Annotated in this window: 17 protein-coding genes; 15 read left to right on the top strand and 2 right to left on the bottom strand. The window is 36.6% G+C overall.

The features are described from left to right. Positions 1 to 565 precede the first annotated feature (565 nt). The 9 genes from ACTB0Y_RS15270 to ACTB0Y_RS15230 all read left to right on the top strand — a co-directional run bounded on the left by ACTB0Y_RS15270 (position 566) and on the right by ACTB0Y_RS15230 (position 13,756). Positions 566 to 1,384: a toxin-antitoxin system YwqK family antitoxin gene (locus ACTB0Y_RS15270; RefSeq protein WP_463207700.1), complete on the top strand. Its 819-nt coding sequence runs from the start codon at positions 566 to 568 to the stop codon at positions 1,382 to 1,384. A gap of 126 nt (positions 1,385 to 1,510) precedes the next feature. Then, positions 1,511 to 2,605 (top strand): tRNA 2-thiouridine(34) synthase MnmA, encoded by a 1,095-nt coding sequence (mnmA, locus tag ACTB0Y_RS15265; RefSeq protein ID WP_463207699.1) that lies wholly within the window; start codon positions 1,511 to 1,513, stop codon positions 2,603 to 2,605. Between the two features lie 66 nt (positions 2,606 to 2,671). Next, on the top strand, positions 2,672 to 3,370 hold the full coding sequence (locus ACTB0Y_RS15260; RefSeq protein ID WP_463207698.1) for a hypothetical protein: 699 nt from the start codon (positions 2,672 to 2,674) through the stop codon (positions 3,368 to 3,370). Next, positions 3,354 to 4,997, top strand: coding sequence for a S8 family serine peptidase (locus ACTB0Y_RS15255; RefSeq protein WP_463207697.1), 1,644 nt, complete (start codon positions 3,354 to 3,356; stop codon positions 4,995 to 4,997). Before ACTB0Y_RS15260 ends, ACTB0Y_RS15255 begins: the two co-directional genes overlap by 17 nt. Then, a complete protein-coding gene (gene xseA, locus ACTB0Y_RS15250; protein ID WP_463207696.1) occupies positions 4,997 to 6,388 on the top strand; it encodes an exodeoxyribonuclease VII large subunit in 1,392 nt (463 codons plus the stop codon). The genes ACTB0Y_RS15255 and xseA overlap by 1 nt, the downstream gene beginning before the upstream one ends. Positions 6,389 to 6,438: 50 nt before the next feature. Next, positions 6,439 to 9,027, top strand: coding sequence for a tetratricopeptide repeat protein (locus ACTB0Y_RS15245; protein ID WP_463207695.1), 2,589 nt, complete (start codon positions 6,439 to 6,441; stop codon positions 9,025 to 9,027). Positions 9,028 to 9,064: 37 nt separating this feature from the next. After that, positions 9,065 to 9,838 carry a response regulator gene (locus tag ACTB0Y_RS15240; protein WP_463207694.1) on the top strand — a complete coding sequence of 258 codons (774 nt, stop codon included), beginning with the start codon at positions 9,065 to 9,067 and terminating at the stop codon, positions 9,836 to 9,838. Further along, positions 9,825 to 12,503: a tetratricopeptide repeat-containing sensor histidine kinase gene (locus tag ACTB0Y_RS15235; protein ID WP_463207693.1), complete on the top strand. Its 2,679-nt coding sequence runs from the start codon at positions 9,825 to 9,827 to the stop codon at positions 12,501 to 12,503. The genes ACTB0Y_RS15240 and ACTB0Y_RS15235 overlap by 14 nt, the downstream gene beginning before the upstream one ends. Before the next feature lie 50 nt (positions 12,504 to 12,553). After that, positions 12,554 to 13,756: a tetratricopeptide repeat protein gene (locus ACTB0Y_RS15230; RefSeq protein WP_463207692.1), complete on the top strand. Its 1,203-nt coding sequence runs from the start codon at positions 12,554 to 12,556 to the stop codon at positions 13,754 to 13,756. A gap of 25 nt (positions 13,757 to 13,781) precedes the next feature. Here the strand turns inward: ACTB0Y_RS15230 and ACTB0Y_RS15225 are convergent, their stop codons facing one another. After that, positions 13,782 to 14,519, bottom strand: a complete 738-nt coding sequence (locus ACTB0Y_RS15225; protein WP_463207691.1) for a hypothetical protein — start codon at positions 14,517 to 14,519, stop codon at positions 13,782 to 13,784. Between the two features lie 186 nt (positions 14,520 to 14,705). Here ACTB0Y_RS15225 and ACTB0Y_RS15220 point away from each other — a divergent pair, with 186 nt between their 5' ends. Further along, positions 14,706 to 15,833 carry an amidohydrolase gene (locus ACTB0Y_RS15220; RefSeq protein WP_463207690.1) on the top strand — a complete coding sequence of 376 codons (1,128 nt, stop codon included), beginning with the start codon at positions 14,706 to 14,708 and terminating at the stop codon, positions 15,831 to 15,833. Between the two features lie 44 nt (positions 15,834 to 15,877). Here ACTB0Y_RS15220 and ACTB0Y_RS15215 read toward each other — a convergent pair whose 3' ends face one another. Beyond that, positions 15,878 to 16,273: a hypothetical protein gene (locus tag ACTB0Y_RS15215; RefSeq protein ID WP_463207689.1), complete on the bottom strand. Its 396-nt coding sequence runs from the start codon at positions 16,271 to 16,273 to the stop codon at positions 15,878 to 15,880. 170 nt (positions 16,274 to 16,443) lie between these two features. Between ACTB0Y_RS15215 and tilS the strand changes: the two genes are divergently transcribed. The 5 genes from tilS to ACTB0Y_RS15190 all read left to right on the top strand — a co-directional run bounded on the left by tilS (position 16,444) and on the right by ACTB0Y_RS15190 (position 22,075). Further along, positions 16,444 to 17,784 (top strand): tRNA lysidine(34) synthetase TilS, encoded by a 1,341-nt coding sequence (gene tilS, locus ACTB0Y_RS15210; protein ID WP_463207688.1) that lies wholly within the window; start codon positions 16,444 to 16,446, stop codon positions 17,782 to 17,784. A gap of 11 nt (positions 17,785 to 17,795) precedes the next feature. Continuing rightward, positions 17,796 to 18,671: an NHL repeat-containing protein gene (locus ACTB0Y_RS15205; protein ID WP_463207687.1), complete on the top strand. Its 876-nt coding sequence runs from the start codon at positions 17,796 to 17,798 to the stop codon at positions 18,669 to 18,671. 443 nt (positions 18,672 to 19,114) lie between these two features. After that, positions 19,115 to 19,507, top strand: coding sequence for a BlaI/MecI/CopY family transcriptional regulator (locus ACTB0Y_RS15200; RefSeq protein ID WP_463207686.1), 393 nt, complete (start codon positions 19,115 to 19,117; stop codon positions 19,505 to 19,507). Positions 19,508 to 19,517: 10 nt separating this feature from the next. After that, the gene (locus tag ACTB0Y_RS15195; RefSeq protein ID WP_463207685.1) at positions 19,518 to 20,783 is read left to right on the top strand and encodes a M56 family metallopeptidase; all 1,266 of its coding nucleotides are present in this window, start codon (positions 19,518 to 19,520) and stop codon (positions 20,781 to 20,783) included. Positions 20,784 to 20,788: 5 nt separating this feature from the next. Next, complete coding sequence (locus ACTB0Y_RS15190) at positions 20,789 to 22,075, top strand: hypothetical protein (RefSeq protein ID WP_463207684.1); 1,287 nt, start codon at positions 20,789 to 20,791, stop codon at positions 22,073 to 22,075. Positions 22,076 to 22,111 lie beyond the last annotated feature (36 nt).

Raw genomic sequence — 22,111 nt, 5'->3', positions numbered from 1 at the left:
GTATATACACTCGTGCACTTCACGACGCTCTTACTATCTGAGAGTAGCAGAGCCTGTCCGCCATTCGGCTGATCGCCAACTTTTAAAAGCCTGTTTATCTACGGATAGACAGGCTTTTTTTTGTGCTTTTTTTCAGGTAAACCAAATCAATAGGGCCAGTAAACAGGGTTATTGAAATTTATTGATGCCGGAGATAAAGCAATATGGCGAGATTCGTTTTGCTGTCAGTATCGCAATCGAAAATACTGCAAGTTTCTAATGGAATTATTTATTTCCACCCCGATTCCGATTTTGAAATATATTGTGCTAATTTTTTAGTATAGTCAAAAACGAGTGTGAATAATAAATATGATTTCTTTTTTATTAAAGTACCCATCTCGTTATAGTATAAAATGTAAATTTCAGATTGTTATTAATATTTTAATTTATTTACCATTTTTTATACGGCATGTTTTTTGGGCCATTTGATAAGCTTTTTTAAGGAATAGCCTCAAATTATCTTTTTGAATATATTAACTTTGCATGAATTTCGTTTAAAAACTATATTACTTGAAAGTCAAACATTATGCGACAAATTATTTTGCTTTTGCTGATCTCATTTACTGCTTTAGAATTAAATGCACAGAACGTTGGTCAGGAGGGTAGTGATACACTCTTGAACTATAAGGACATTAATGGGTTAAAACAAGGCCGATGGGTGAAGGAATATATTAACGGTAAGGTACGGTATGAAGGATATTTCGTAGATGATAATCCAAAGGGTGAATTTAAACAATACGATAGAAAAGGAAATTTAAAAGCAACACAGTTATATTTTGGTGATAGTTTGCAATGTAATACTGTTTTATTTTACCCCAACGGAGATACTTTAGCTTATGGAAGATATTTTAATAAGAAGAAAGATAGTGTATGGAATTATTTCAATGAAGATGGTCAGGTAATAATGACAGAGTCTTATAAAAAGGGAGTTTATCATGGTGATTTTACTTATTATCATATGAATGGTTCCAGGTGGCAATACATTCATTATACTAATGGGCAAAAAGACGGACAATGGAAACGATTTTATCGCAATGGCAATCCTATGTTCGAAGCTTTTTATAAGGATGGATTACGACAGGACACATTTAAGACTTATTACCCTGATGGGCAAGTTGAGGTTGTTGCGCCATATGTCGATGATCTTAAACACGGAAAGTATATCTTATACGATCGACATGGTAATATTATTGAAACAAGGGTTTATAAAAAGGGTATCCCGGAAAATAAAGAAGGATTAGAAAGAAAAGAATCAAAAACGATTGATAGTTTATTACAAAACAGGGGACGTTTTGATGAACCTTATAATCAGGGTATCAACTTTTTTAAAAAAGATAGATATTAAATTCAATTGCTTAATCAGAACGGCAAAAATATTGTTCTCTCAGTAAGGGAAGTTTTGTGGGAAAGCTTTTTAATAATTAGTGAAATGCGAGTGTAAAGAAGTGTAGATGATTTAAAATGTGAAAGAATGAAAAAACGTGTTTTACTCGCAATGAGTGGTGGAATTGATAGCTCCGTAGCAGGAATGCTGTTAAGTGAGCAGGGATACGAGATTCATGGCCTAACATACAGAACATATGATTCTGTAAAAGACAGTTGCATCAGCAAAGAAACGGGATGCTGTACTGTTGATTCGATGATGGAAGCGAAAAGATTGTCGGAGAAACTAGGTTATAAACATGAAGTATTGGACCTGCGTGATAGCTTTAAAAAAACTATCATTAAAAATTTTGTAGATGAATATTTAAACGGCAGAACGCCCAATCCTTGTGTGGTATGTAATTCTGATATTAAATGGGGCGAACTAATCGAAAGAGCCAATGAATTAAACTGCGATTATATTGCCACAGGACATTATGCAAGGATTATAAATAAAAATGGCCGTTATTATTTAGCTCAGGGGATTGATGAAAATAAAGATCAGACCTATTTCTTACATGGTTTGTCTCAGGACGATCTAAAGCGCACCATTTTTCCTTTAGGCGGGTTAAATAAAACTCAAATTAGGAAAATGGCAGCTGAACGTGGTTTCGTGAAGCTTTCAGAAAAAAAAGAGAGTCAGGAAATTTGTTTCATTCCCGATAATGACTATCGGAGATTTTTAAACGATGAAGTGCCAGAACAAATTGAAAATATTGGCCATGGTGATTTTATTTTAACAAATGGAGAAAAAGTAGGTACCCACAATGGTTATCCTTTCTATACCATCGGGCAGAGAAAAGGGCTTGGAGTAGCTCTCGGATATCCGGCTTATGTCGTTGATATAGATGCCAAAACCAATACAGTTGTATTGGGAAAAAAAGATGAATTAAATGGTGCTGGCTTTGTAGTCGGGAATGTTAACCTAATGAAGTATGATCATATACCTGAGGAAGGTTTGGAGGTCAATATAAAAATCAGGTATCGCAATAAAGGCACAATGGGCAAGATCTATCCGGATGGTAAAAATCTAAGGATAGAACTGTATCACAATGCATCAGCTATTACTCCAGGCCAATCTGCAGTATTTTATGAAAATGAGGATGTTGTTGGTGGTGGTATAATCTTGAGTGTAAAACATTGATAGTAAATAAAAATAATGATTATCAGTTTAATGCTCCATTAGGAAATATTAATTAATTTTATATTCATGAGATTTGCTATTGTCATTGCCATACTACTTTTCCTTATATCATCCTGCGATGAGTCTGTTGATTACGCATTTGCTGATGATTCGGCTTATTATCCATTAAAAACAGGTATGGTTTGGGTAGATAGTATGACTCAAATAACGATAGATGATCCCAGCGGAGTATATGATACTGTAACCTGGCTGGAGAAAACAGTCGTTGATAGTATGCAAAGTATTAATAATTTGGAAAAATATTTTTGCACAAACTATTTATATGATAAAACATTAAACCGATGGGAACTTAATTACCTGTTTTGGTATGAAAGAAGTGATCAGAGTCTTATAAAATTTACACAAAACAATATTTGGCTTGAGCTTGTTTTTCCGATGAGTCAAGGCACTAGCTGGAATTATTATACCTATTCTATTTTATCCGACACTTCAATACGTAGTACAGTGCATGAAATTGACCAGATGAACAATATTCAGGGAAATGTTTACGATTCCACTCTAATTGTGCATCATAATATGGATTCGACTTTGATATACAAATATACAGATGAAAGTTTTTATGCCAGAAATGTTGGTCTGTTGTATAGAGAAAAGGTTTCTATTATTTCAGATGATCCCGATTATGATTACACTTTGCCAATAGAAGAGCGTATTAAAACAGCTACTATTTTTAAGCAAAAACGATATTATGGGGATATATATTAAAAATTTATTTATAATTATTTTTACGGTGTTGTTGGCTGCACCTATGCATGCCCAAATTGCTCCCGGTGAGTACGTAGTCCATTACAATACAAAAGCAGGGACTCCTTTTACCGTAAATCAACCCGAAGATTTTCTTTCGCTAAGAGCTATTGAGCGTAGAGAAAATCAGGATATTGCCATTGATAGTACAGATCTACCTGTAAATCCTGTATTTGTAGATAGTCTGCAAGCACTCGGAGCCGAAATACGATATAGTAGCCGCTGGTTTAATTTCACCGTGGTCAAAACCAATGATTCAATACTCCAATTAATAGAAGATTTTTCATTTGTGAGTAAGACATCGAAAAAAGAATTTTTTCCTAAAACCCTCCCGAAACATTCACAGGATAAATTTATCAGGGAACTCGCCAGGAGCTCTTTTTACGGACCTGGTTACGAAGAAGTGCAGGGTCAAATTAATCTTACCCCGCTACACAATATGGGCTACCACGGAGCAGGCATGAGAGTGGCTATTATTGATGCCGGTTTCTCAGTAATGAATACCATGCCGGCATTTGGTCATTTGTATGATGAAAATAGAATTATTGCCACTGCAAATTTTGCAGAGGATACAACAGTCTATTATGGGCATACACATGGCACTGCAGTGGGTTCAATAATGTCTGCTGATTTAGGAAATGACTATCAGGGAGGAGCTACAGAAGCTGAGTATGTTCTGATACGTTCAGAAACCGGTTCCTCGGAATACTTAGCTGAAGAATACAGTTGGGTAGCGGCGGCTGAATTTGCCGATAGTATAGGTGTTGATGTCATTAACTCATCTTTAGGTTATTCCACTTTTGATTGGCCAGCCCAGGATCATACATTAGATGATTTAGATGGGCAGAGCACAATTGTAAGTCGTGCTGCAGGCAAAGCATTTGAAAAAGGTATGTTGGTGGTTGTTTCTGCAGGAAACCTTGGGAATGATCCCTGGCAATATGTGAGTGTCCCAGCTGATCACCCTGATGTATTGACTGTAGGCTCAGTAGATATTAATGGTAATCTCTCAGGATTTAGCTCAATTGGACTGCCTGAACATAATTATAAACCCGATATTGTGGCATGTGGTGAATTGGCTCCATATGTGATAGATATGGTATATAATGGTAGTGGAACATCATTTTCGAGTCCCTTAATTGCAGCTGCAGCTACTTGTTTGTGGCAGGCCTATCCTGCAGCAAGCAATAAAACAATAGCCAATGCCATCAGAAATAGTGGAAGTATTTATCCCGATGGAAATAATAATATAGGCTATGGTATTCCTGATTTTGAAAGTGCTTACGCCAACCTCGAAAATTTGTCTTTTTTGCCCGATGATACTACCGTAGCGGAATGTATCTCTATTTATGCTGATCAGCATGGTGTTATTCATCTTTATATTTATTCTCCAGAGAACACCTCTGTCACAATAAATATTTATGATATGCAAGGTAAAATTGTATTGTCCCGCAAGGCATTCATTAATAGTGGAGGAGTAAATGAATTATTGATTGAATCAATTGGTAAATCTTTACAGGGGCAATTTATTATTATTAATCTTGAAGGCCCATTAATTAATGAAAGCCGCAAAATTTTTATTGATTGATGGAAAAAGCATCGCTCACCTTAGCAGAACTCAATAATTATGTCAGGGACATTATAGAGGCAAATTTCCCTGATGAGATCTGGATAATTGCAGAAATTAGTGAACTTAACGTAAATGCAAAAGGGCATTGTTACATTGATTTTATTGAGCGCGATGAGTTGACCAAAAAGATCATTGCTCGTCAACGAGCAACCATATGGGCCTTTCAATACAGACTCATTAGCGGCCATTTTGAAAGCATTGCAAGGCAGCCGCTTTCTACTGGTATGAAAGTGCTGGTCAGTGTGCAGGTAAAATACCATGTATTGTACGGTCTTTCCTTAAATGTTACTGATATTGACCCATCGTATACCCTCGGTGAGCAGGCCAGACATCGCGAAGCAGTGATAAAGCAGCTGGAAGAAGAGGGTGTTCTTGAAATGAATAGAGGCCTTGAACTTGAAAAAATACCCCAAAAATTGGCTGTTATTTCCTCAGAAACAGCGGCCGGGTTTGGAGATTTTATTAATCAGTTGGAGTATAACCCCTACGGATATTATTTTAAAATTGAGCTCTTTCAGGCCTTCATGCAAGGCGAAAAAACTTCAGAGTCTGTTATAAATGCTTTGGGCCAAATATATGACCTTGAAGATAAGTTTGATGCTATACTCATAATTAGAGGAGGCGGTGCTAAAGCAGAACTGAGTGCTTTCGACGATTATGACCTTTCATTTATGATTTCTCAATCACCAATACCTGTTTTAACAGGAATAGGGCATGAGCGAGATGAGTCTGTTGCCGATATGGTAGCCTGGCAGGCTTTTAAAACACCAACAGCTGTGGCCGATTTTCTTATTGACCGAATAGCAAATTTTGACCACTTGTTGGACGATATGACCAGAAAATTACATATGCTCACCCGGTCAAGGCTTGATAAAGCAGAAAACCGCCTGGAAAGGCAGGAGTACCAGATACACAGTGCCGCTAAATCTTCTTTACAAAATGAATCGCATGGGTTAAATAAATTGTCAAGGCAACTTTCCTACGGGTTAAAGGGCTACATAAATTCACAATATAATATATTGGAAAATTTTGGTGGCGACATGAAAAATAAATCGAAATGGTTTATTAAAACTAAAAGACTAAAGTGCGAGGAGTTTCATAACAGCTTAAAATTATCAAAAAACCAGTTTTTGACAGCCCATCATCATAAATTGGAATTATCAGAGGCCAAAGTTTTAAGTAACGACCCGCGTAAATTACTTAAATCCGGATATGGATATATTACTTATAAAGGTAAAAGAATTTCCTCTGCGTCAGAACTTAATGTAAATGACTTTATTCGAATTGCGTTTAAAGATGGTAAGGCTGATGCTCAAGTTACAGAAATAAACCGACACAAGAAGGATTAAAATTTTTTCGGTGGCTGTTTTTTATTTATTTTTAAGAAAAATTGCAACTCATGATTTTTCGAATTACCACTTTTGGTGTTTTATTCCTTTTTGCAACTAAAACAATAGCAAGTCCAATTGATAGCCTTATTAATATTATCGACAACAGCGATGAAAATAGAAAATTTTCATTGTGGACACAGGTTGGATTACATTACAGAGAGGCAGGTAATTTTGATAGTGCAAACATCGCTTTTCATCAAGCAGAAAAATATATTAACAATGAAGCCGAAAAAGGTAACTATCTGCATAATCAAGGAAGTTTAAACTGGCGATTTGGTAAATATGCAGATGCAGAGAAATGGTATGACAGTGCAATAACGATTCGTGAAAAACTTAAAGATACAAGCGGTATCATCAAGTCCAGTTATTATTTAACATTGGTTTACAGAGACTTGTCTCAATATGAGAAAGCTGCCAGTATAACTCGTTCATTGATTCAGTTATCAAGCGCACTTAATGATTCTTCCTCCATGGCTGATATGTATAACCACCTGGGCGGCATCTTTTTAAGATTGAATCAGTACGACAGTGCCACTGCGTGGTATAAAAAAGCTATTCATATTCGGTTCGACATGAACGATTCTGTTAAGATGGCAGACAGTTACTCCAATATGGGCAAAATAGCGCGCGAACAAAGCCTTTATGATGAAGCCATTGATTATTACAAACAGGCCCTGCAGATATACGCTGCGCTGGGTAACCCAAAAAAAGAAGCTTATACACACCTGCTTTTGGGAGGTACATATTGGGCTGCAAAAAAATATCAGGAAGCCTTAAGGCAATACCTTATAACTCAGCAGTTGTATGAACGCATGAGAAATAAGCAGCAAGTTGCATCTACCCTTAAAAATATTGGACTCATTTACCGCGACATAGGCAATATCGACAAAGCGGTTGAATACCACATCCGGTCACTTGAATTGTTCAGAGCTATTGACAATAAACCCATGATAGGAATAGCAATTAATATTCTGGCCGGAGATTACTGGACTGCCGGTAATTATAATCAGGCACTCGATACTTATCAAAAAGCATTAGAAGTACGAAAACAGCTGGGCAATAAACCACATATAGCCGGCAGTTACAATAATATAGCGCTCGCTTATAAAAGTCTGGATAAAACCGATTCTGCTTTAGTGAATTATCGCAGGGCTATGCGTATATACACAGATATTAACGATCAGCGAAATATAGCCGCCATGTTAAATAATATTGGCAATTTGTATAAAAGAAATCAACAATGGGATTCTGCGGCAGTGTATCTCCAAAAAGCTTTAAAATTACGAAGGGCTATTGATCATAAACAAGGGATTGGTTATAGTGCGTTAAATTTGGCACAGGTACTGTTAAAACAAAACCAACACAAACGGAGCCGCAGCCTGTTATTAACTGCCGAGCAGGTTGCCCGCGACCTGGAGGATCAATATTTAATTCAGGAAAGTTGCTTAATGCTTTCCGAAATATACGATATGCTGGGTAATCATTCCAGGGCACTGCTCTATTACAGAGAATACCATAAGGCCGAACGTAAACTCCAGGTCGATGAATCCATAAGAAGAGTGGCTGATATGCAAATACGCTTCGAAACTGAAAAAAGGAAACGAATCGTTGAAAAGAAAGATGCTGAGCTTAAACAGCAAGCCATGCGTATTTATTATCTGACAGGAGGTTTGCTTTTGTTACTGTTTTTAATTGTGGTAGTAATTGTAGCTTTTATACAGAAACGTAGGTCAAACAAATTATTGGCCATGCGCAACCATGAGATCGAGGAACAAAATGCTGAAATCGAAGCTCAGCGGGATCTGGCCGAACAACAAAGAGATAAGATTTCAGAGCAGAATGAAAAAATTAAAGACAGTATTCTATATGCGCGGCGTATACAAAATGCCCTTTTGCCACCCGACGATCAAATGGAAAAACTATTGAAACAGCATTTTATACTATTTAAACCCAGAGACGTGGTAAGCGGCGATTTTTATTATTTTCAGCAATATAAGGATTTTACAGTCATTGCAGCTGCAGACTGCACCGGACATGGCGTTCCGGGTGCATTTATGAGTATGTTGGGCATTTCTGTGCTTAATGAGATTATGGCTACCGGGGATTTTAATAACGCTGCCGATATCCTGGAAATTTTGCGACGAAAGGTTAAAAAGAATTTGCATCAAACATCAGTAAAGGATTCCAATAGTGACGGAATGGACCTTGCATTAGTTATTCTCGACCGTAAAAAAATGAAACTCAGTTTTGCCGGGGCCAATAATCCTTTGGTGGTGATAAGAAATAATGAAATTATTACAATTGAAGGAGACCGAATGCCTATTGGTGTGCATATATACGACGAAGCAGCTTTTAAAAACCAGGAAATTAAGCTCGAGAAAGCAGATAAAATTTATATGTTCTCCGATGGCTTTGTCGATCAGTTTGGTGGAAAAAAAGGACGTAAATTAATGTCTAAAAACTTTAAAAATCTCTTACTCGACACGTCGAAATTTGACATGAAAGTTCAAAAAGAAAAACTGGATGAGTTCTTTGTTAAATGGAAAGATGATTACAGACAAATTGACGATGTCGTAGTAATGGGACTTGAAATATAGTTGATTTTCTGTAGTTAATTTAGTAAATTGTATTCCTATGGCAACATTACAACCAAATATACTCATTATTGATGATGACCGGGTCAGTCAAATATATTTGGGAGAGTTGATTTCGTCAGTTTCTCCCAATGCCCGCATTGCAAAAGCTGATAACGGTGAAAAAGCGCTGGAACTGATAGGAAAGACCGATTTTGATTATATATTTTCAGATATTCGTATGCCAGGCCTTTCGGGTGAAACACTTTTCGAAGAATTGGCTAAAGCCACCCTTAATTGTGAGAAATGCCACATTTATGCCATTTCCGGAATGTCTGATATAGATAGTAATACAATCACAAAAGCAGGCGCAACAGCCGTGCTGCACAAACCCGTTAATAAGTTGTTGCTGGAGCAGTTGTTTTATGGGAAGAAAACAACCCAAAAAGATGAAGACATAAAACTGCAAACCCCAAAACAAGAGCAATTAATTGACCCTGTAAGAATAATTAAATTATACGAACAAGACTATACTAAGGTAGCCAAAATTTTAAGTTTATATCAGGAGACCTTACCCAAACAAATGGATGCCCTACAAAATTTTTGGGAAGCACGAAATTATGAAGAAGTGCGGAGCTTAGGCCATTCATTGAAAAATTCTTTCACCTATCTTGGTGCAGAAAAACTTAAAGAAAAGGCACATAGCCTGGAAGATGTCAAAGAGGGACGCACAGAAGAAAAGTATTTAGATAGTATTGTGCAACATATATCCGGATTGGCAAAAGAGGTTGAGGAGAAAATTGCCGAATTAATTGAGCGTTATGAGAAGAAATAAGGTCTTACTTGTTATATATCTTCTTTTTGTCTTATTGCATGCAAAAGTGGCTTACTCACAACCAGATACAAGTATTTACGTGAATAAGGTCGCTTATTACAAAACCTTTGTAGAAGATAACATGCATAATGCAGATACCGCTTTGCAAATGGTTGACAGAGCCATTAAGCTTGCCGTAGCTGCTTCGGATACAAATTATTTGCATGTGTTTTATAGCCTGAAGGGGGATATTTTAAAACAAAAAAATCAATTTGAGCATTCCCTCAAGGCCTATCGCGAAGCTCTTGATATTATTAAGACTGAGCAGAATAGTGAAAAACTGGCCCATATAAAAAAGAAAATTGGAGCATTGCATTGGAAATTTAATCATTACAAAAATGCCAACAACAATTTTCAGCAGGCACTTTATATTTATCAGCAATTAGGCAATGCATTAGAAGTAGGTAAAACCTTTAATAACCTTGGGACCATATCTCGCGATGTGTCCAAAATGGATTCTGCCGTGTATTATTACAAAAAAGCACTCACAATTTTTAATGAGGCAGAAGAAAAGAAATGGGTAGCACACACCTACAACCTGCTTGGCAATACCTATTTGCAGTTAAATAAAACCGAAATGGCCATTGAGTATTACAGTAAGTCCCTCGAACTACGACGGGAATTTAAAGACAGTGTTGCCATATCCAAATCGCTTACCAATATCGCGAGAGTTTATAAAAGGAATAAACAGTTCGATAAAAGCCTTGAATATTTCAATAATGCGCTGGCAATGCGGCAGATCCTAAACAATATGACATTGGTAGCTGCAAGTCTGAATGATATTGGAGGTTTATACAAGACCATGGGTAATTATGCCAGGGCTATTGAGTATTTTCAGCGTGCACTTATAATAAGGCGACAAAAAAGTGACCAGTTAGATATCGCAGCATCTTTACTTAATGTGGGCAGCATATACAAAGAACTTGAATTGCCTCAAACCGCCCTTGAGTATTATACCGAAGCCCTTGAAATTTATCAACAAATAGGCGATGAAATTCGCATAAGTAATTGCCTCAATTATATTGGAGGTGTTTACTACAAACAAGAAGAATACGATCATGCACTGGATTATTTTTTAAGTGCACTTGGCTACAGAGAAGTTGTAGGAGATCAGCTTCAAATTGCCGGGTTATTGAACAATGTGGCCATGATTTATAAAAACATGGGCAATTACAAAAAATCGCTCGAATACTACAAAAAAGCACTTCAGCATTACAAAAACAATGGCGATAAAAAGTTGTATACTGCAACTCAAAACCACATCGGAAATCTTTATATGGCCAGCAAAGATTTTGATAAAGCCCTGGTTTGGTTGAAAAATGCTTATGACAGGCGTCGAAAAATCGATGATGATTTTGGTTTTGCTCATTCTGCATTAGATATTGGAAGTGTTTACTTACAACTCGGTCAAAAAGCAGCTGCAATGGCTTTCCTGATGAAATCACTCGAAACTGCAAAAAAACTCAATAATTTCCAGCTGTTGCGGGATGTGTATTTTACCCTTTACCAGGTGAGCAAAGCTATGAACCGTGAACATGCTGCCCTGAAATATCATGAGAAATATACTGCATGGAAAGATTCTGTATTCAATCATCAAACACTCGAAAAAATTACACGCGTACAAATGCAAAATGAAGCTGAACGCACAAGACTTAAAATAGCTTTTGAAAATGAACAGAAGCAAAAAGAAATAGCACTCCTAAGAAAAAATAGAGAAGAGAAAGAGAAATACTACCAACTTAAGGTTGAAAACGCACGCAATTTCCGTAACTTAATCATAGCTGTTGCAATTAGTTTCTTGTTGATTATTATTTTGTTGATTAGTAGGTTTAGAATTAAAGCAAAAGCAAATAAAAAGTTGAAAAAGGTTAATGATGACCTCTCAGATTTAAATCAAAAATTGCAGAAGTCGCAAAAAGAACTAAAACAGTTAAATGCCACAAAAGACAAGTTTTTTTCCATTATAGCACATGACCTCAGAAGTCCATTTACGGCCCTCGTTTCACTTTCTGAAGTACTTCACGATAAAGATGATTCATTAAATGCCGACAGGAGAAAAGAAATTATTGGTCAAATAAGTGCTGCATCGAGGTCTACGTTCCGGTTACTGGAAAACTTACTGGAATGGAGCCGGTCACAGCAAGGTAAAGTTGACTATAACCCGCAACAATTGTTGCTTAAAGAGGTGCTCGATGAAGTGCTCACTTTGCAGATGAATATTATTAATCAGAAACAAATAAACGTACATCTCGACCTCAAACCTGATCTGAATATTTATGCAGATAAACATATGCTGGCATTCATTATTCGTAATCTGTTGGGCAATGCTATAAAATTTACGCCCTTCGGAGGAGAAATAAAATTTTCTGCAAAAGAAGGTACAAGAGATACAATTATAAAAATTATCGATACAGGGGTTGGTATGTCGAAGCAGGTAGTCGATAAACTATTTGATATAAATGTGCATCATACAACTGAAGGAACTAATAAAGAAAAGGGCGTGGGGCTAGGACTTATTTTATGCAAAGAATTTATTGATAAAATGAATGGTGCAATTCATGTCGAAAGTACCCCAGGAAGTGGAAGTACTTTTACCTTTAGTATCCCAAAAGATCAAAGAGATTAACATGTTTTTTGAGAATTTTTTCTTATTTTCAACATTTAAAGATAATTCAGATGAGAACCTGGTTGTTAGTATTGCTTTTCATTTTTTTTGGTGCAGGTCAGACCATTGGGTCCAATTCCGATGTTTCGGTAGAAGCAACTGTCGATAGCCTGCTGAGGGAAGCACGTCCGCTTTTAACATCATATCCTGTTAAGGCAGAAAATTTAATTAAGGAAGCATTACAACTTGCTGAAGATGGCGGTTTCCTGAAAGCTAACGCTAATGCGCTAAATTATTTAGGTATACTTTACTATAACCAAAAGAATTATCCCACCGCCATAAAATATTTTCAACGCTCCCTAAAAGTACTTTTTCGTATTGGAAATAAAGAAAAGGTAGCCAATATGATGAAAAAGATTGGCCTTTCGTATTTAAACCAAAAGAAGTATGGAAAGGCTATCGAATATTATAATTTGGCCCTTAGAGTCTTCGAGCAAACTGATCACCCGGGGCACGAAGCAAATACCCATGTCGAGATTGGTGTAATTTATAGGTTGCACCAGCGTTATAACGATGCTGCTAACCAATTTAATGAAGCTTTCGATCTGTACAAAAGACTCAATAATAAAGGAAAACAAGCTGAAACATTGCACAATATTGCCAAAACCTATCATTTGATGGGTAATTATAAACAAGCCGATAAGTTTTATTCACAAACTATAAGGATTTACGAAAATTATCTTGACCATACAGGTTTGGCAGCAGTGTTTAATGACTATAGCCGCACGTTGATAGAATTGAAAGCGTTTAATAAAGCAGAACAAATACTCACCCGGGCAGAACAACAGTGTAGCGCAGAAGATACCTTATTGCTGGGAGAAATTGCAGCAAATTACGGTGCAGTATTGGTTTATAAGTCAGACTTTGAGAAAGCTGAGCGTTATTTAAATAGAGCACTCAAAGTAGCCGAATTAATGAAAGATGAAGATCTGCTGGCGCAGGTTTACCGCAATTTATATGAATTAAATTTTAGAAATAATCAAACGAAAAAAGCGCTTTCATATTATCAAAAATATATTGCAGTAAAAGATACAACTGTAGTTAAAACCACTATAGGTTACGATAGGAGCGAATCAGGTGCTAAACTTAGCAATGTCATTATTTTTATTACCGTCTTTAGTTCTATAATTATTATTGCCCTGGTAATTTGGCTTATTGTAATGATTAAACAAAGAGACAAAGCTCTTACTGAATTGGCCAAAAAACAGGATTAACCTGAGCGAGAATCGCTCAATTTGGTTAGTAGTTATTTGCAGGTATGCTGTATAATTTATAATTAAAATCAAAGACCTTTTCTTGCAATCTTATTTCTACGCCAAAAGAATCAAACAGATTTTCCCTGGGGAATAAAACATAACCTCTGATACTTTCCCCCGGATAAAGCGTGGTTTTCCTTAGTACATCGTGTGCCCAAAATACCCGGTCTCTTAAACCGTATTCTTCGTTACGCACATTGGCATTATGTATTGCTCCGGCCGTAATATACGTCATCCCTGCTACTGCACCCCTTGCAGCGGATTTCTCCGGAGTGTCTGTTCTGGATGTTGTTTTAGCAATGTCTGTAGCCAATAAAGCTGTACCAACTATTAAGCTCGTGGTAGCAGCGTTTTTCTGCGCTGCTATGCTTCGCGATATTTCAATATCTTTTTTCAAAAGAACCTCTTCCGGGTTGGTTGCAGCAATCCACCTTTTATTTGTACTGGTGTTATTAATTTCAACTATACTGAAGTTTCGGGGAGAAACCATCACTTTTTCTGAACTCTGGTTAAATAATTCAGTGTCGAATAGTACATAATCTCCTCTTTTTTGTTCGTATTTTAAGGCTATTGTAATACTATCTTCAGTTTTAGTGATTACTTGCTTGCCCATTAACCAGTCAATATCATTCTCAGTTGACTCAATTCTCACAATATTTTCAGGAATAGCGCATGAGCTTACAAGAAAAAGTATAATTGCTGAGTAAATAACGTTTCGCATAATGAGTTGTTTTTATTAGCTAATGTTAAAACTATTGCCTTCTGTCGCTGTTAAACAGATACAATTTATAACTTTGAATGCAGTAAAGATAATACAATTAGTTAATCAAATAAACATTGTTTTTTTTTATTGTATGCCTGTTTTTAGTCCCTCTTTCTGTGAACTAATTTTTAAAAGGAATTGAAAATGGATTTAGATAAATTAATTTCGATACGTAAACATTTGCATCAAAACCCTGAATTATCGCACAAGGAAAAGGAAACATCCCGTTTTTTGAAAAATGAAATTCAAAAAACCAGCCCTGCTGACCTTATATCGCAACAAAATGGACACGGATTTTTAGTAAAATACAAGAAAGATAAATCCCGTCCGGTTATTGCTTTCCGTACAGATATCGATGCATTACCGATACAGGAAATTAATACATTTGATTATAAAAGCCGAAACCAGGGAGTGGGTCACAAATGCGGCCACGATGGACATGCAACATCCATGCTGGGGTTTGCCCATGAATTAAAAGATGTATTAGATGCCCCGGTCGAACTTATTTTTCAGGGAGCAGAAGAAACTGGTGAAGGTGCTGATTTGTGGCTAAAAGATACTGCAATGCAAGGTTTTAACCCTGATAAAGTCTTTGCGCATCACAATTTGCCCGGTTTTCCCCTACACAGCATCATCGTTCGTAATAATGTTTTTTCAGCAGCATCTGTAGGTGTGTCAATTAAACTAAAAGGAAAAACTTCTCATGCGGGCCATCCTGAACGCGGCATAAGCCCAGCTTTAGCTGTAGCTGATTTGATAAAAAATATTGAAACCCTGCCCAAAAATTATAAATACAACGATTTTACCCTTACAACAGTGATTCATACACTTATCGGAGAAATTGCATTTGGTACTACGCCCGGTTATGCCGAAGTGCGCGCAACATTGCGTTCGTTCGATAATGATGATTTAGATACGCTGTGTAAATATACAGAACAACACGTTCAGGAGGTTAGTCAAAAATACGGCCTGAAAACTGAGGTGAGCTATCAGGAATATTTCCCGGCTACAGAAAACGATGACCAATCTGTAGATATCGTAAGAGAAGCTGCAAAAAATTTAGACATGGAAATAATTGAACCGGATGAACCTTTTCGGTGGTCCGAAGATTTTGCTCATTTCACATTGAAAACAACCGGTGCATTATTTGGCGTGGGCTCGGGAACTGATCATCCGGCTTTACATAATCCCGATTACGATTATCCCGATGAATTATTGCCAACAGTGATTAAAATGTATAAAGAAATTTATCGCCTAAGTAGTTCAAAATAATACAAGCTGCTTCATAAAAACTTGTGAAGCAGCTTGAACTATCGTTATTTCATTTGACTCAAATTAAAATAGTTCAGATATTTTGGAGAATCATCGCCAAACATTTCTACTGATTCACCTTCTATCTTATAAGTGCTTTTCTCGCCTTTGGTTTGTGAAAAATGAATTTCAAAAATGGTTCCTTTGTCGTCTACCATTTGAATTTGTGCAAGGTCATTGGCCTTGCTCGATGTCAATGATTTATGGCAAACCGGACAATAAAACTCCAGCTTTTCACCTGTTTTAGGCATAAAATCTTCATGGTGGTCTGCATTATAATTACCCAATTCGGGGTGTATTAAAATCAGACCTTTGTCTCCATTGGGGCGTTCAGCAGCAAAAACAATACTGTCACATACGTTTAAATGTGCATGGCAATGTGGACATTTGTAATCACTCATGACTCCTCCATTTTTAGTTGGTTTGTAGTATACAATTTACACAAAAAATATTTTAAATTCAATTTTTTTTCATGTTACCCCCTTTTGTAATTGGTTAAACAAAATATTGACTTTAAAGGGCAGTAATAATTTTACTTATTACCTTGCACCAACATTATAATTTTAGTGAAATGGCAAAGCATATTGAAGAGAGGTTTCAGGACTATGTGAAAAAGCATTCACTTTTTGACAGGGACAAGCCCCTAATTGTTGGGTTGAGTGGAGGTAAAGACAGCATGGCACTTGCGCATTTATTACACAAATTGAACTATCCTGTTGTTGCTGCACACTGTAACTTCCATTTGCGCGCAGAGGATGCAGACCTCGATCAGCAACTTGTTGAGCAATGGTGCCAACAGAATAACATAGCATGCAAGGTAAAACATTTTCAAACCAAAGCTTTTGCCCTGCAAGAACAGGTCTCTATTGAAATGGCTGCCCGTACTTTGAGGTACAGTTGGTTTAGGGAGCTTTTAACCATGCTTTCAGCAGGTGCCATTGCTGTTGGTCATCACCTCGACGACCAGGTTGAGACTTTTCTTATGAATATAACCAGAGGTACCGGTTTCAGAGGCCTTTCCGCTATGAAGGTTGAAAACAATAAAGTTGTTCGCCCTTTGCTGTTTGCTTCACGAGAAGAAATATCGCAGTATGTTGATAACCAAAATATTTCTTTTCGCGACGACCATACCAATAACGATGTAACAATTAAAAGAAACTATTTTCGTCATGAGATAATACCAGCGTTTGAAACCGTTAATCCATCTTTTAAGCGCACCATAGAAAGTAATATCGAAAGGTTTCTATCCATAGCGCAGTATTTTGATGCGCTTTTTGCTGAGATGGAAAAAGAACTGGTGAAAATAAATGAGGACGGCTTCACCATAAAGATACCTGATCGAAAAACACGGCATGTTTTTCCTGATTTTGTCCATTTTATACTTGAAAAAAAAGGAATAGCATCATCACTGCAGCCAATACTTGATTTGTTGGAAGCTCAGGTGGGCAGTGTGGCGCAAATTGGCACTTTTAAATTAATAAAAGACCGGGAAGCTCTGGTTTTTCTGCATCCGCGCGAATCAGAAGTCTTACCGGTTTATGTGGAAAAGTTGCCGGCAGAGGTGACATTTGGCCAATACATATTCAGATTTACTGGATTAGAAGCTACGGAGCTTGATAAAATGCCAAAAGAAAATCAAAAAGTCTGGGTTTCATCTAATCAAATCGAGTGGCCAATTGTTATACGTGCATGGCAACCTGGCGATCGAATGAAACCATTGGGCATGAAACAAACCCGAAAGATTAAAAAAATGCTTACAGATGCTAAAATATCCACTGCCCAAAGACATGGATTTCCTGTAGTTACTGATAAGGAAAATGTTATATGGTTACCGTACGTGAGACCATCGCAGGATTACGCTGTTGGTCATTCGACTAATGAGGTTGTGCAGATTGAAGTATCATTAACCTAATTGCACCAACTATGAAACAATTTTTTAAAATTAGTGGGCTGATTATGACTGCAGCAATGCTTTTCTTATGGAATGGAAGCCTTCAGGGCCAAAAAAATGAAACAACAGCATATACCGCCACTGAAAAATGGGCAACCGACGCAGTGTTGGATGTGCCAGAGTCCGTCTGCTATTATGCTGAGGGAGAGGTGTTGTTTGTGGCCAATATTTCTGGTAAACCTTCCCAAAAAGATGGAAAAGGTTTTATTTCTAAAATAAGTTTGTCTGGTGATATACTGGACCGAGAATGGTTCAGTAACCTCGATGCCCCAAAAGGAATGGGGATATACGATAATAAACTTTTTGTGACTAATATTGATGAGGTAGTCGCTATTGATCTCAAATCATCAAAGGAGCTAAATCGGTGGAAATGTGAAGGTGCCCAGTTTGCCAATGATATTGCCATAACTGAAAGTGGAGTAGTGTATGTTTCTGGAATGGAAAATGGCGCTATTTACCGTATAGCCAATGGTGAGATAATAAAATGGAAGGCAGAAAAATCTTTTCAACGTCCTAATGGATTGTGGGCAGGAAACGACTATTTGTATGTAGGAGCTGCTGATAATGTTTACCGTATTGATTATGAAGCTTCCACTTTTGAAAAATTCATTGAGAACACCGGCAGTGTGGACGGACTTGAGAAAATTAAAGGCGATATTTTCCTGAAAAGTGACTGGACCGGCCATGTGCATGTAGTAGCGCCCGGGCAGGAAAAACAATTAATTCTGAATACTGCCGTTCAGAAAGTGAATGCTGCGGATATTGAATTTATCCCATCCAAAAATTTAATGCTGGTACCCACATTTTTCGATAATCGCGTAGTAGCTTATGAGATTTTGGAAAAGTAAACTATAATGATTCCGAAAAAATGCCGACCCCTTACCATGGTCGGCATTAAAAGTTAAGTGTTATGGGAAAATTTTGGTAAGGTGTTATGGTCCTTTAACTCCTAATAGAGATTCAATATCTTTTTAGGAGCTCTATTTTATTTATTGTCCGATTGTTTTTATAGGTTGGCCAGATGTTTTTCTCGTGCTTGCTGTCTTATTTGGTCTACCTGTGTGAGTGAATACAAAATTAATTCCATAATGTTTGGGAAACAAAATCTTTTTTATGTTTTTTAATATGTTTCCTTAATTCTGTCGCTGTATCTTAAGTCCTGATTGATTTTTTTAACCAAATAGTTCATATACACTAATTTATTTCTTTAACTAAAGATTTAGTTGCAAAACTAAATAATTAGTTGTAGGTTTGTAGAAGTAAATAATGAACGCACGCAATTATTTTAATAATGAACGAACTTACAAAGGCAGAGCAGCAGGTAATGCAGCAACTATGGAAACTCGAAAAGGCATTTGTACGGGATATTATAGCCGAGTTGGATGAACCTAAACCCGCTTACAATACCGTTTCTACTATTGTAAGAATTCTTGAGCGCAAAGGTTTTGTAGCGCATGAAGCCTTTGGAAAATCGCATCGTTATTATCCTGCTGTTAGTAAAAATGCCTATAGAAAAGGCTTTTTCAAAGGTTTTTTGAACAACTATTTCAGTAATTCTATGAAAAACCTGGTTTCGTTTTTTGCCAAAGATCGTGGCCTGTCAATTGCTGAAATGGAGGAGTTGAAAGAACTTTTAGATGAGGAGATTAAAAAACAAAAGAGCAACATATCCGAAAAAAATTAATACATAAATTATGACCACATGGATTATTTATATAATGGAATCAGGCGTTACCCTGATGTTTTTTTGGATGGTTTACTGGCTGTTTTTGCGTAATGAGACGTTTTTTAAGTTAAATCGTCTTTTTTTACAGCTTTCTCTTGTGTTAGCTCTGATTATTCCGGCGCTGGATTGGTTTTTAACCATTCAAAACACACAAAATGTACCTGTGATTTTACTCGATACCATAGTGGTTACAGCTCAGCACGCCGAGAATCAAACTATAGCTATGGTAAATAAATTTCAATGGATAACATTTGTCTATGTCCTGGGGGTGGCTATTTCTTTAGCATTATTGATTTATGGTATTATAAGCATTTTCTGGCTTATTAGGAAAAGTACCATAATAAAAAACCATCACTATGTTTATGTTCTTCATGAGCGGTTTACAAAGCCTTTTTCATTTTTGAATTACATATTTATCGATTCATATACTTATTGCGATAAGAAATATGCCCATGTTTTGGCCCATGAACAGGTGCATGTGCGACAAAAACATTCGATTGATTTGATTTTTTCCGGACTTATTACGGTTATTCAGTGGTTTAATCCTTTTGCATGGCTTTACAGAAAAGCTTTCAGCGAAATTCATGAGTTTCTTGCAGACCGTGAAGTGTTGAGGAAGGGTGTGAATCCGGCTCGATATAAGCATTCTCTCGTATATAGTACTTCCGGGTTTTTACCCGGTAGTTTGAGTTTTTTTAATGTTTCATTTACAAAAAGGAGGTTTAAAATGATGTCACGTATGAATTCACCAAAATCTAAGGCATTAAAAGTACTGCTTTTGCTGCCTGTTGTGTCATTAATGTTTTTTGTTTTTGCCTGTTCTTCAGATCAGGAACAAGAAATAATGGTTGAACAAAGTAATCAGGACGTAAAATCTGACAGTATCTACACGATTGTAGATCAACCACCGGAATATACCGGAGGAATGTCAGCCTTGTTTGAAGATGTTCAAAACGGAATAGTGTTTCCTGACATTGTGAAGGAAGCCGGTATTCAAGGTAAGGTTTTCGTCAGTTTTGTTATTGGAAAAAATGGTTCGGTTAAAGACGTAAGCATTGCCAAGCTAACAGATTTAGATGGCAATACTGCATCCTTTAATCAGGCTATAGAAGATGCTTTAAAAACTGCTTCGGTTGAAGCTGTCAGCAAGCTGAACGAATGGTCTCCGGGTGAAAAAGGCGGAGTTCCTGTTAATGTGAAATATATTATTCCAATAGCGTTTAAATTAAATTAGACCCTATGCGTGCGTTCATTATTATTTTACTTTTTATTTCATCTACATCATTTTCGCAAAACATTAAATTGTACGATAGTCTTTTAGCCAATTTTAATTATTCTGAGTTATTTGAAACAGCACTCGAGCAGGTTTCCCGCGATTCAACTAATATTGTTTCTTTAACATATTTGGCTGCGGCAGCCGAAAAGCAGTACCTTGAAAATATTGCCTTAGATACCTGGCAAAAAGTGGTTGCTTTGGATTCAAATAATTATAAAGCTTTGTCTGGTTGTAAAAGATTATTATTAAAAAAAGACCAGTTTCAAACTGCCTTACCCTACATTAAAAGAATGAACGATTTAAAACCCGGACAAATTAGAAATTACTGGGACTTGGCCTGGATTAAATATCAATTGGAAGCATATGACCAATCTATCAAATGGTGCGATACTTCTCTGGCTCTTTACAGTCCAAATCCGATGGTTTCCGATTTAAAAGCACATAATTTACTGGCAAATGAAGATACAATTGCCGCCTTGAGAATTTGGCATGACCTTACTTCAGAACATTATACGAATAAATATGCCAGGCAGTTAACTTTTAATTCTGCCGGCACCGAATGGAATGATACTGTAGAGAATTTAATGAAACATTTATTTAAAATTGACAGCCTCAATGCCTATTTACCCAAAATGCACGGTTATTTATTATTTAGAAAAAAAGATTATACAGATGCTGTAATCATGTTTCGAAAATCTATGGAGTTAGGAGATTCTACCGCATTTAACCGGCGTTTTATGGGTATGTCTGCCTTCAATTCTGGCGATTACTCAACCGCTTATACATTGTTGAGTTCATTGAAAGATGTTGACCAAAATAATTCACTTTATTACATGATGAGTGTTTCGCATTCCCGGGTATATGCAGATACCACTTCTTATGCTTTATTGCAAAATACGTATAAAAAGTTTTTTGATCCGCCTTTTGTCGAAGGTATTCTCAATGAAATAAGTGAGACAACCAAATCTATAGGCGATAAATACGATAGACGTGGTATAGACAATTTGGCAAAAGACTTTTTTCAAATAGCAGAGAATGCCTTGTACAAGGCAAGAAAAATTCATTATTCAAATAGAAATAATCTAAGGTTGGCAATGCTCTACGACATCTATACTAAAGATTTGCACAAAGCATTAAAATATTACAGGCAATTCATCGAAAACCATTCAGACACTTCCGCACCAAATTATAAATTTACAACAACACGGGTAAAACGGATAAAAGAAGCGCTTCATTTCAGAGGAGAATAATTGGGGCCGTTGCATCTATGCTTTCGCATAATCCAT

The sequence above is a fragment of the Salinivirga sp. genome (assembly GCF_055145285.1).
The sequence above is the reverse complement of the archived record's forward strand: the minus strand, read 5'-3'. Positions and strand labels throughout refer to the sequence as shown.

Bases quoted from the DNA above. Each gene is read 5' to 3' on its own strand.
- ACTB0Y_RS15200 (WP_463207686.1), top strand. From the start codon at position 19,115: ATGAACGAACTTACAAAGGCAGAGCAGCAGGTAATGCAGCAACTATGG.
- ACTB0Y_RS15205 (WP_463207687.1), top strand. From the start codon at position 17,796: ATGAAACAATTTTTTAAAATTAGTGGGCTGATTATGACTGCAGCAATG.
- ACTB0Y_RS15260 (WP_463207698.1), top strand. From the start codon at position 2,672: ATGAGATTTGCTATTGTCATTGCCATACTACTTTTCCTTATATCATCC.
- ACTB0Y_RS15220 (WP_463207690.1), top strand. From the start codon at position 14,706: ATGGATTTAGATAAATTAATTTCGATACGTAAACATTTGCATCAAAAC.
- ACTB0Y_RS15190 (WP_463207684.1), top strand. From the start codon at position 20,789: ATGCGTGCGTTCATTATTATTTTACTTTTTATTTCATCTACATCATTT.
- ACTB0Y_RS15255 (WP_463207697.1), top strand. From the start codon at position 3,354: ATGGGGATATATATTAAAAATTTATTTATAATTATTTTTACGGTGTTG.
- ACTB0Y_RS15240 (WP_463207694.1), top strand. From the start codon at position 9,065: ATGGCAACATTACAACCAAATATACTCATTATTGATGATGACCGGGTC.
- mnmA (WP_463207699.1), top strand. From the start codon at position 1,511: ATGAAAAAACGTGTTTTACTCGCAATGAGTGGTGGAATTGATAGCTCC.
- tilS (WP_463207688.1), top strand. From the start codon at position 16,444: ATGGCAAAGCATATTGAAGAGAGGTTTCAGGACTATGTGAAAAAGCAT.
- xseA (WP_463207696.1), top strand. From the start codon at position 4,997: ATGGAAAAAGCATCGCTCACCTTAGCAGAACTCAATAATTATGTCAGG.
- ACTB0Y_RS15195 (WP_463207685.1), top strand. From the start codon at position 19,518: ATGACCACATGGATTATTTATATAATGGAATCAGGCGTTACCCTGATG.
- ACTB0Y_RS15230 (WP_463207692.1), top strand. From the start codon at position 12,554: ATGAGAACCTGGTTGTTAGTATTGCTTTTCATTTTTTTTGGTGCAGGT.
- ACTB0Y_RS15270 (WP_463207700.1), top strand. From the start codon at position 566: ATGCGACAAATTATTTTGCTTTTGCTGATCTCATTTACTGCTTTAGAA.
- ACTB0Y_RS15215 (WP_463207689.1), bottom strand. From the start codon at position 16,273: ATGAGTGATTACAAATGTCCACATTGCCATGCACATTTAAACGTATGT.
- ACTB0Y_RS15225 (WP_463207691.1), bottom strand. From the start codon at position 14,519: ATGCGAAACGTTATTTACTCAGCAATTATACTTTTTCTTGTAAGCTCA.
- ACTB0Y_RS15245 (WP_463207695.1), top strand. From the start codon at position 6,439: ATGATTTTTCGAATTACCACTTTTGGTGTTTTATTCCTTTTTGCAACT.
- ACTB0Y_RS15235 (WP_463207693.1), top strand. From the start codon at position 9,825: ATGAGAAGAAATAAGGTCTTACTTGTTATATATCTTCTTTTTGTCTTA.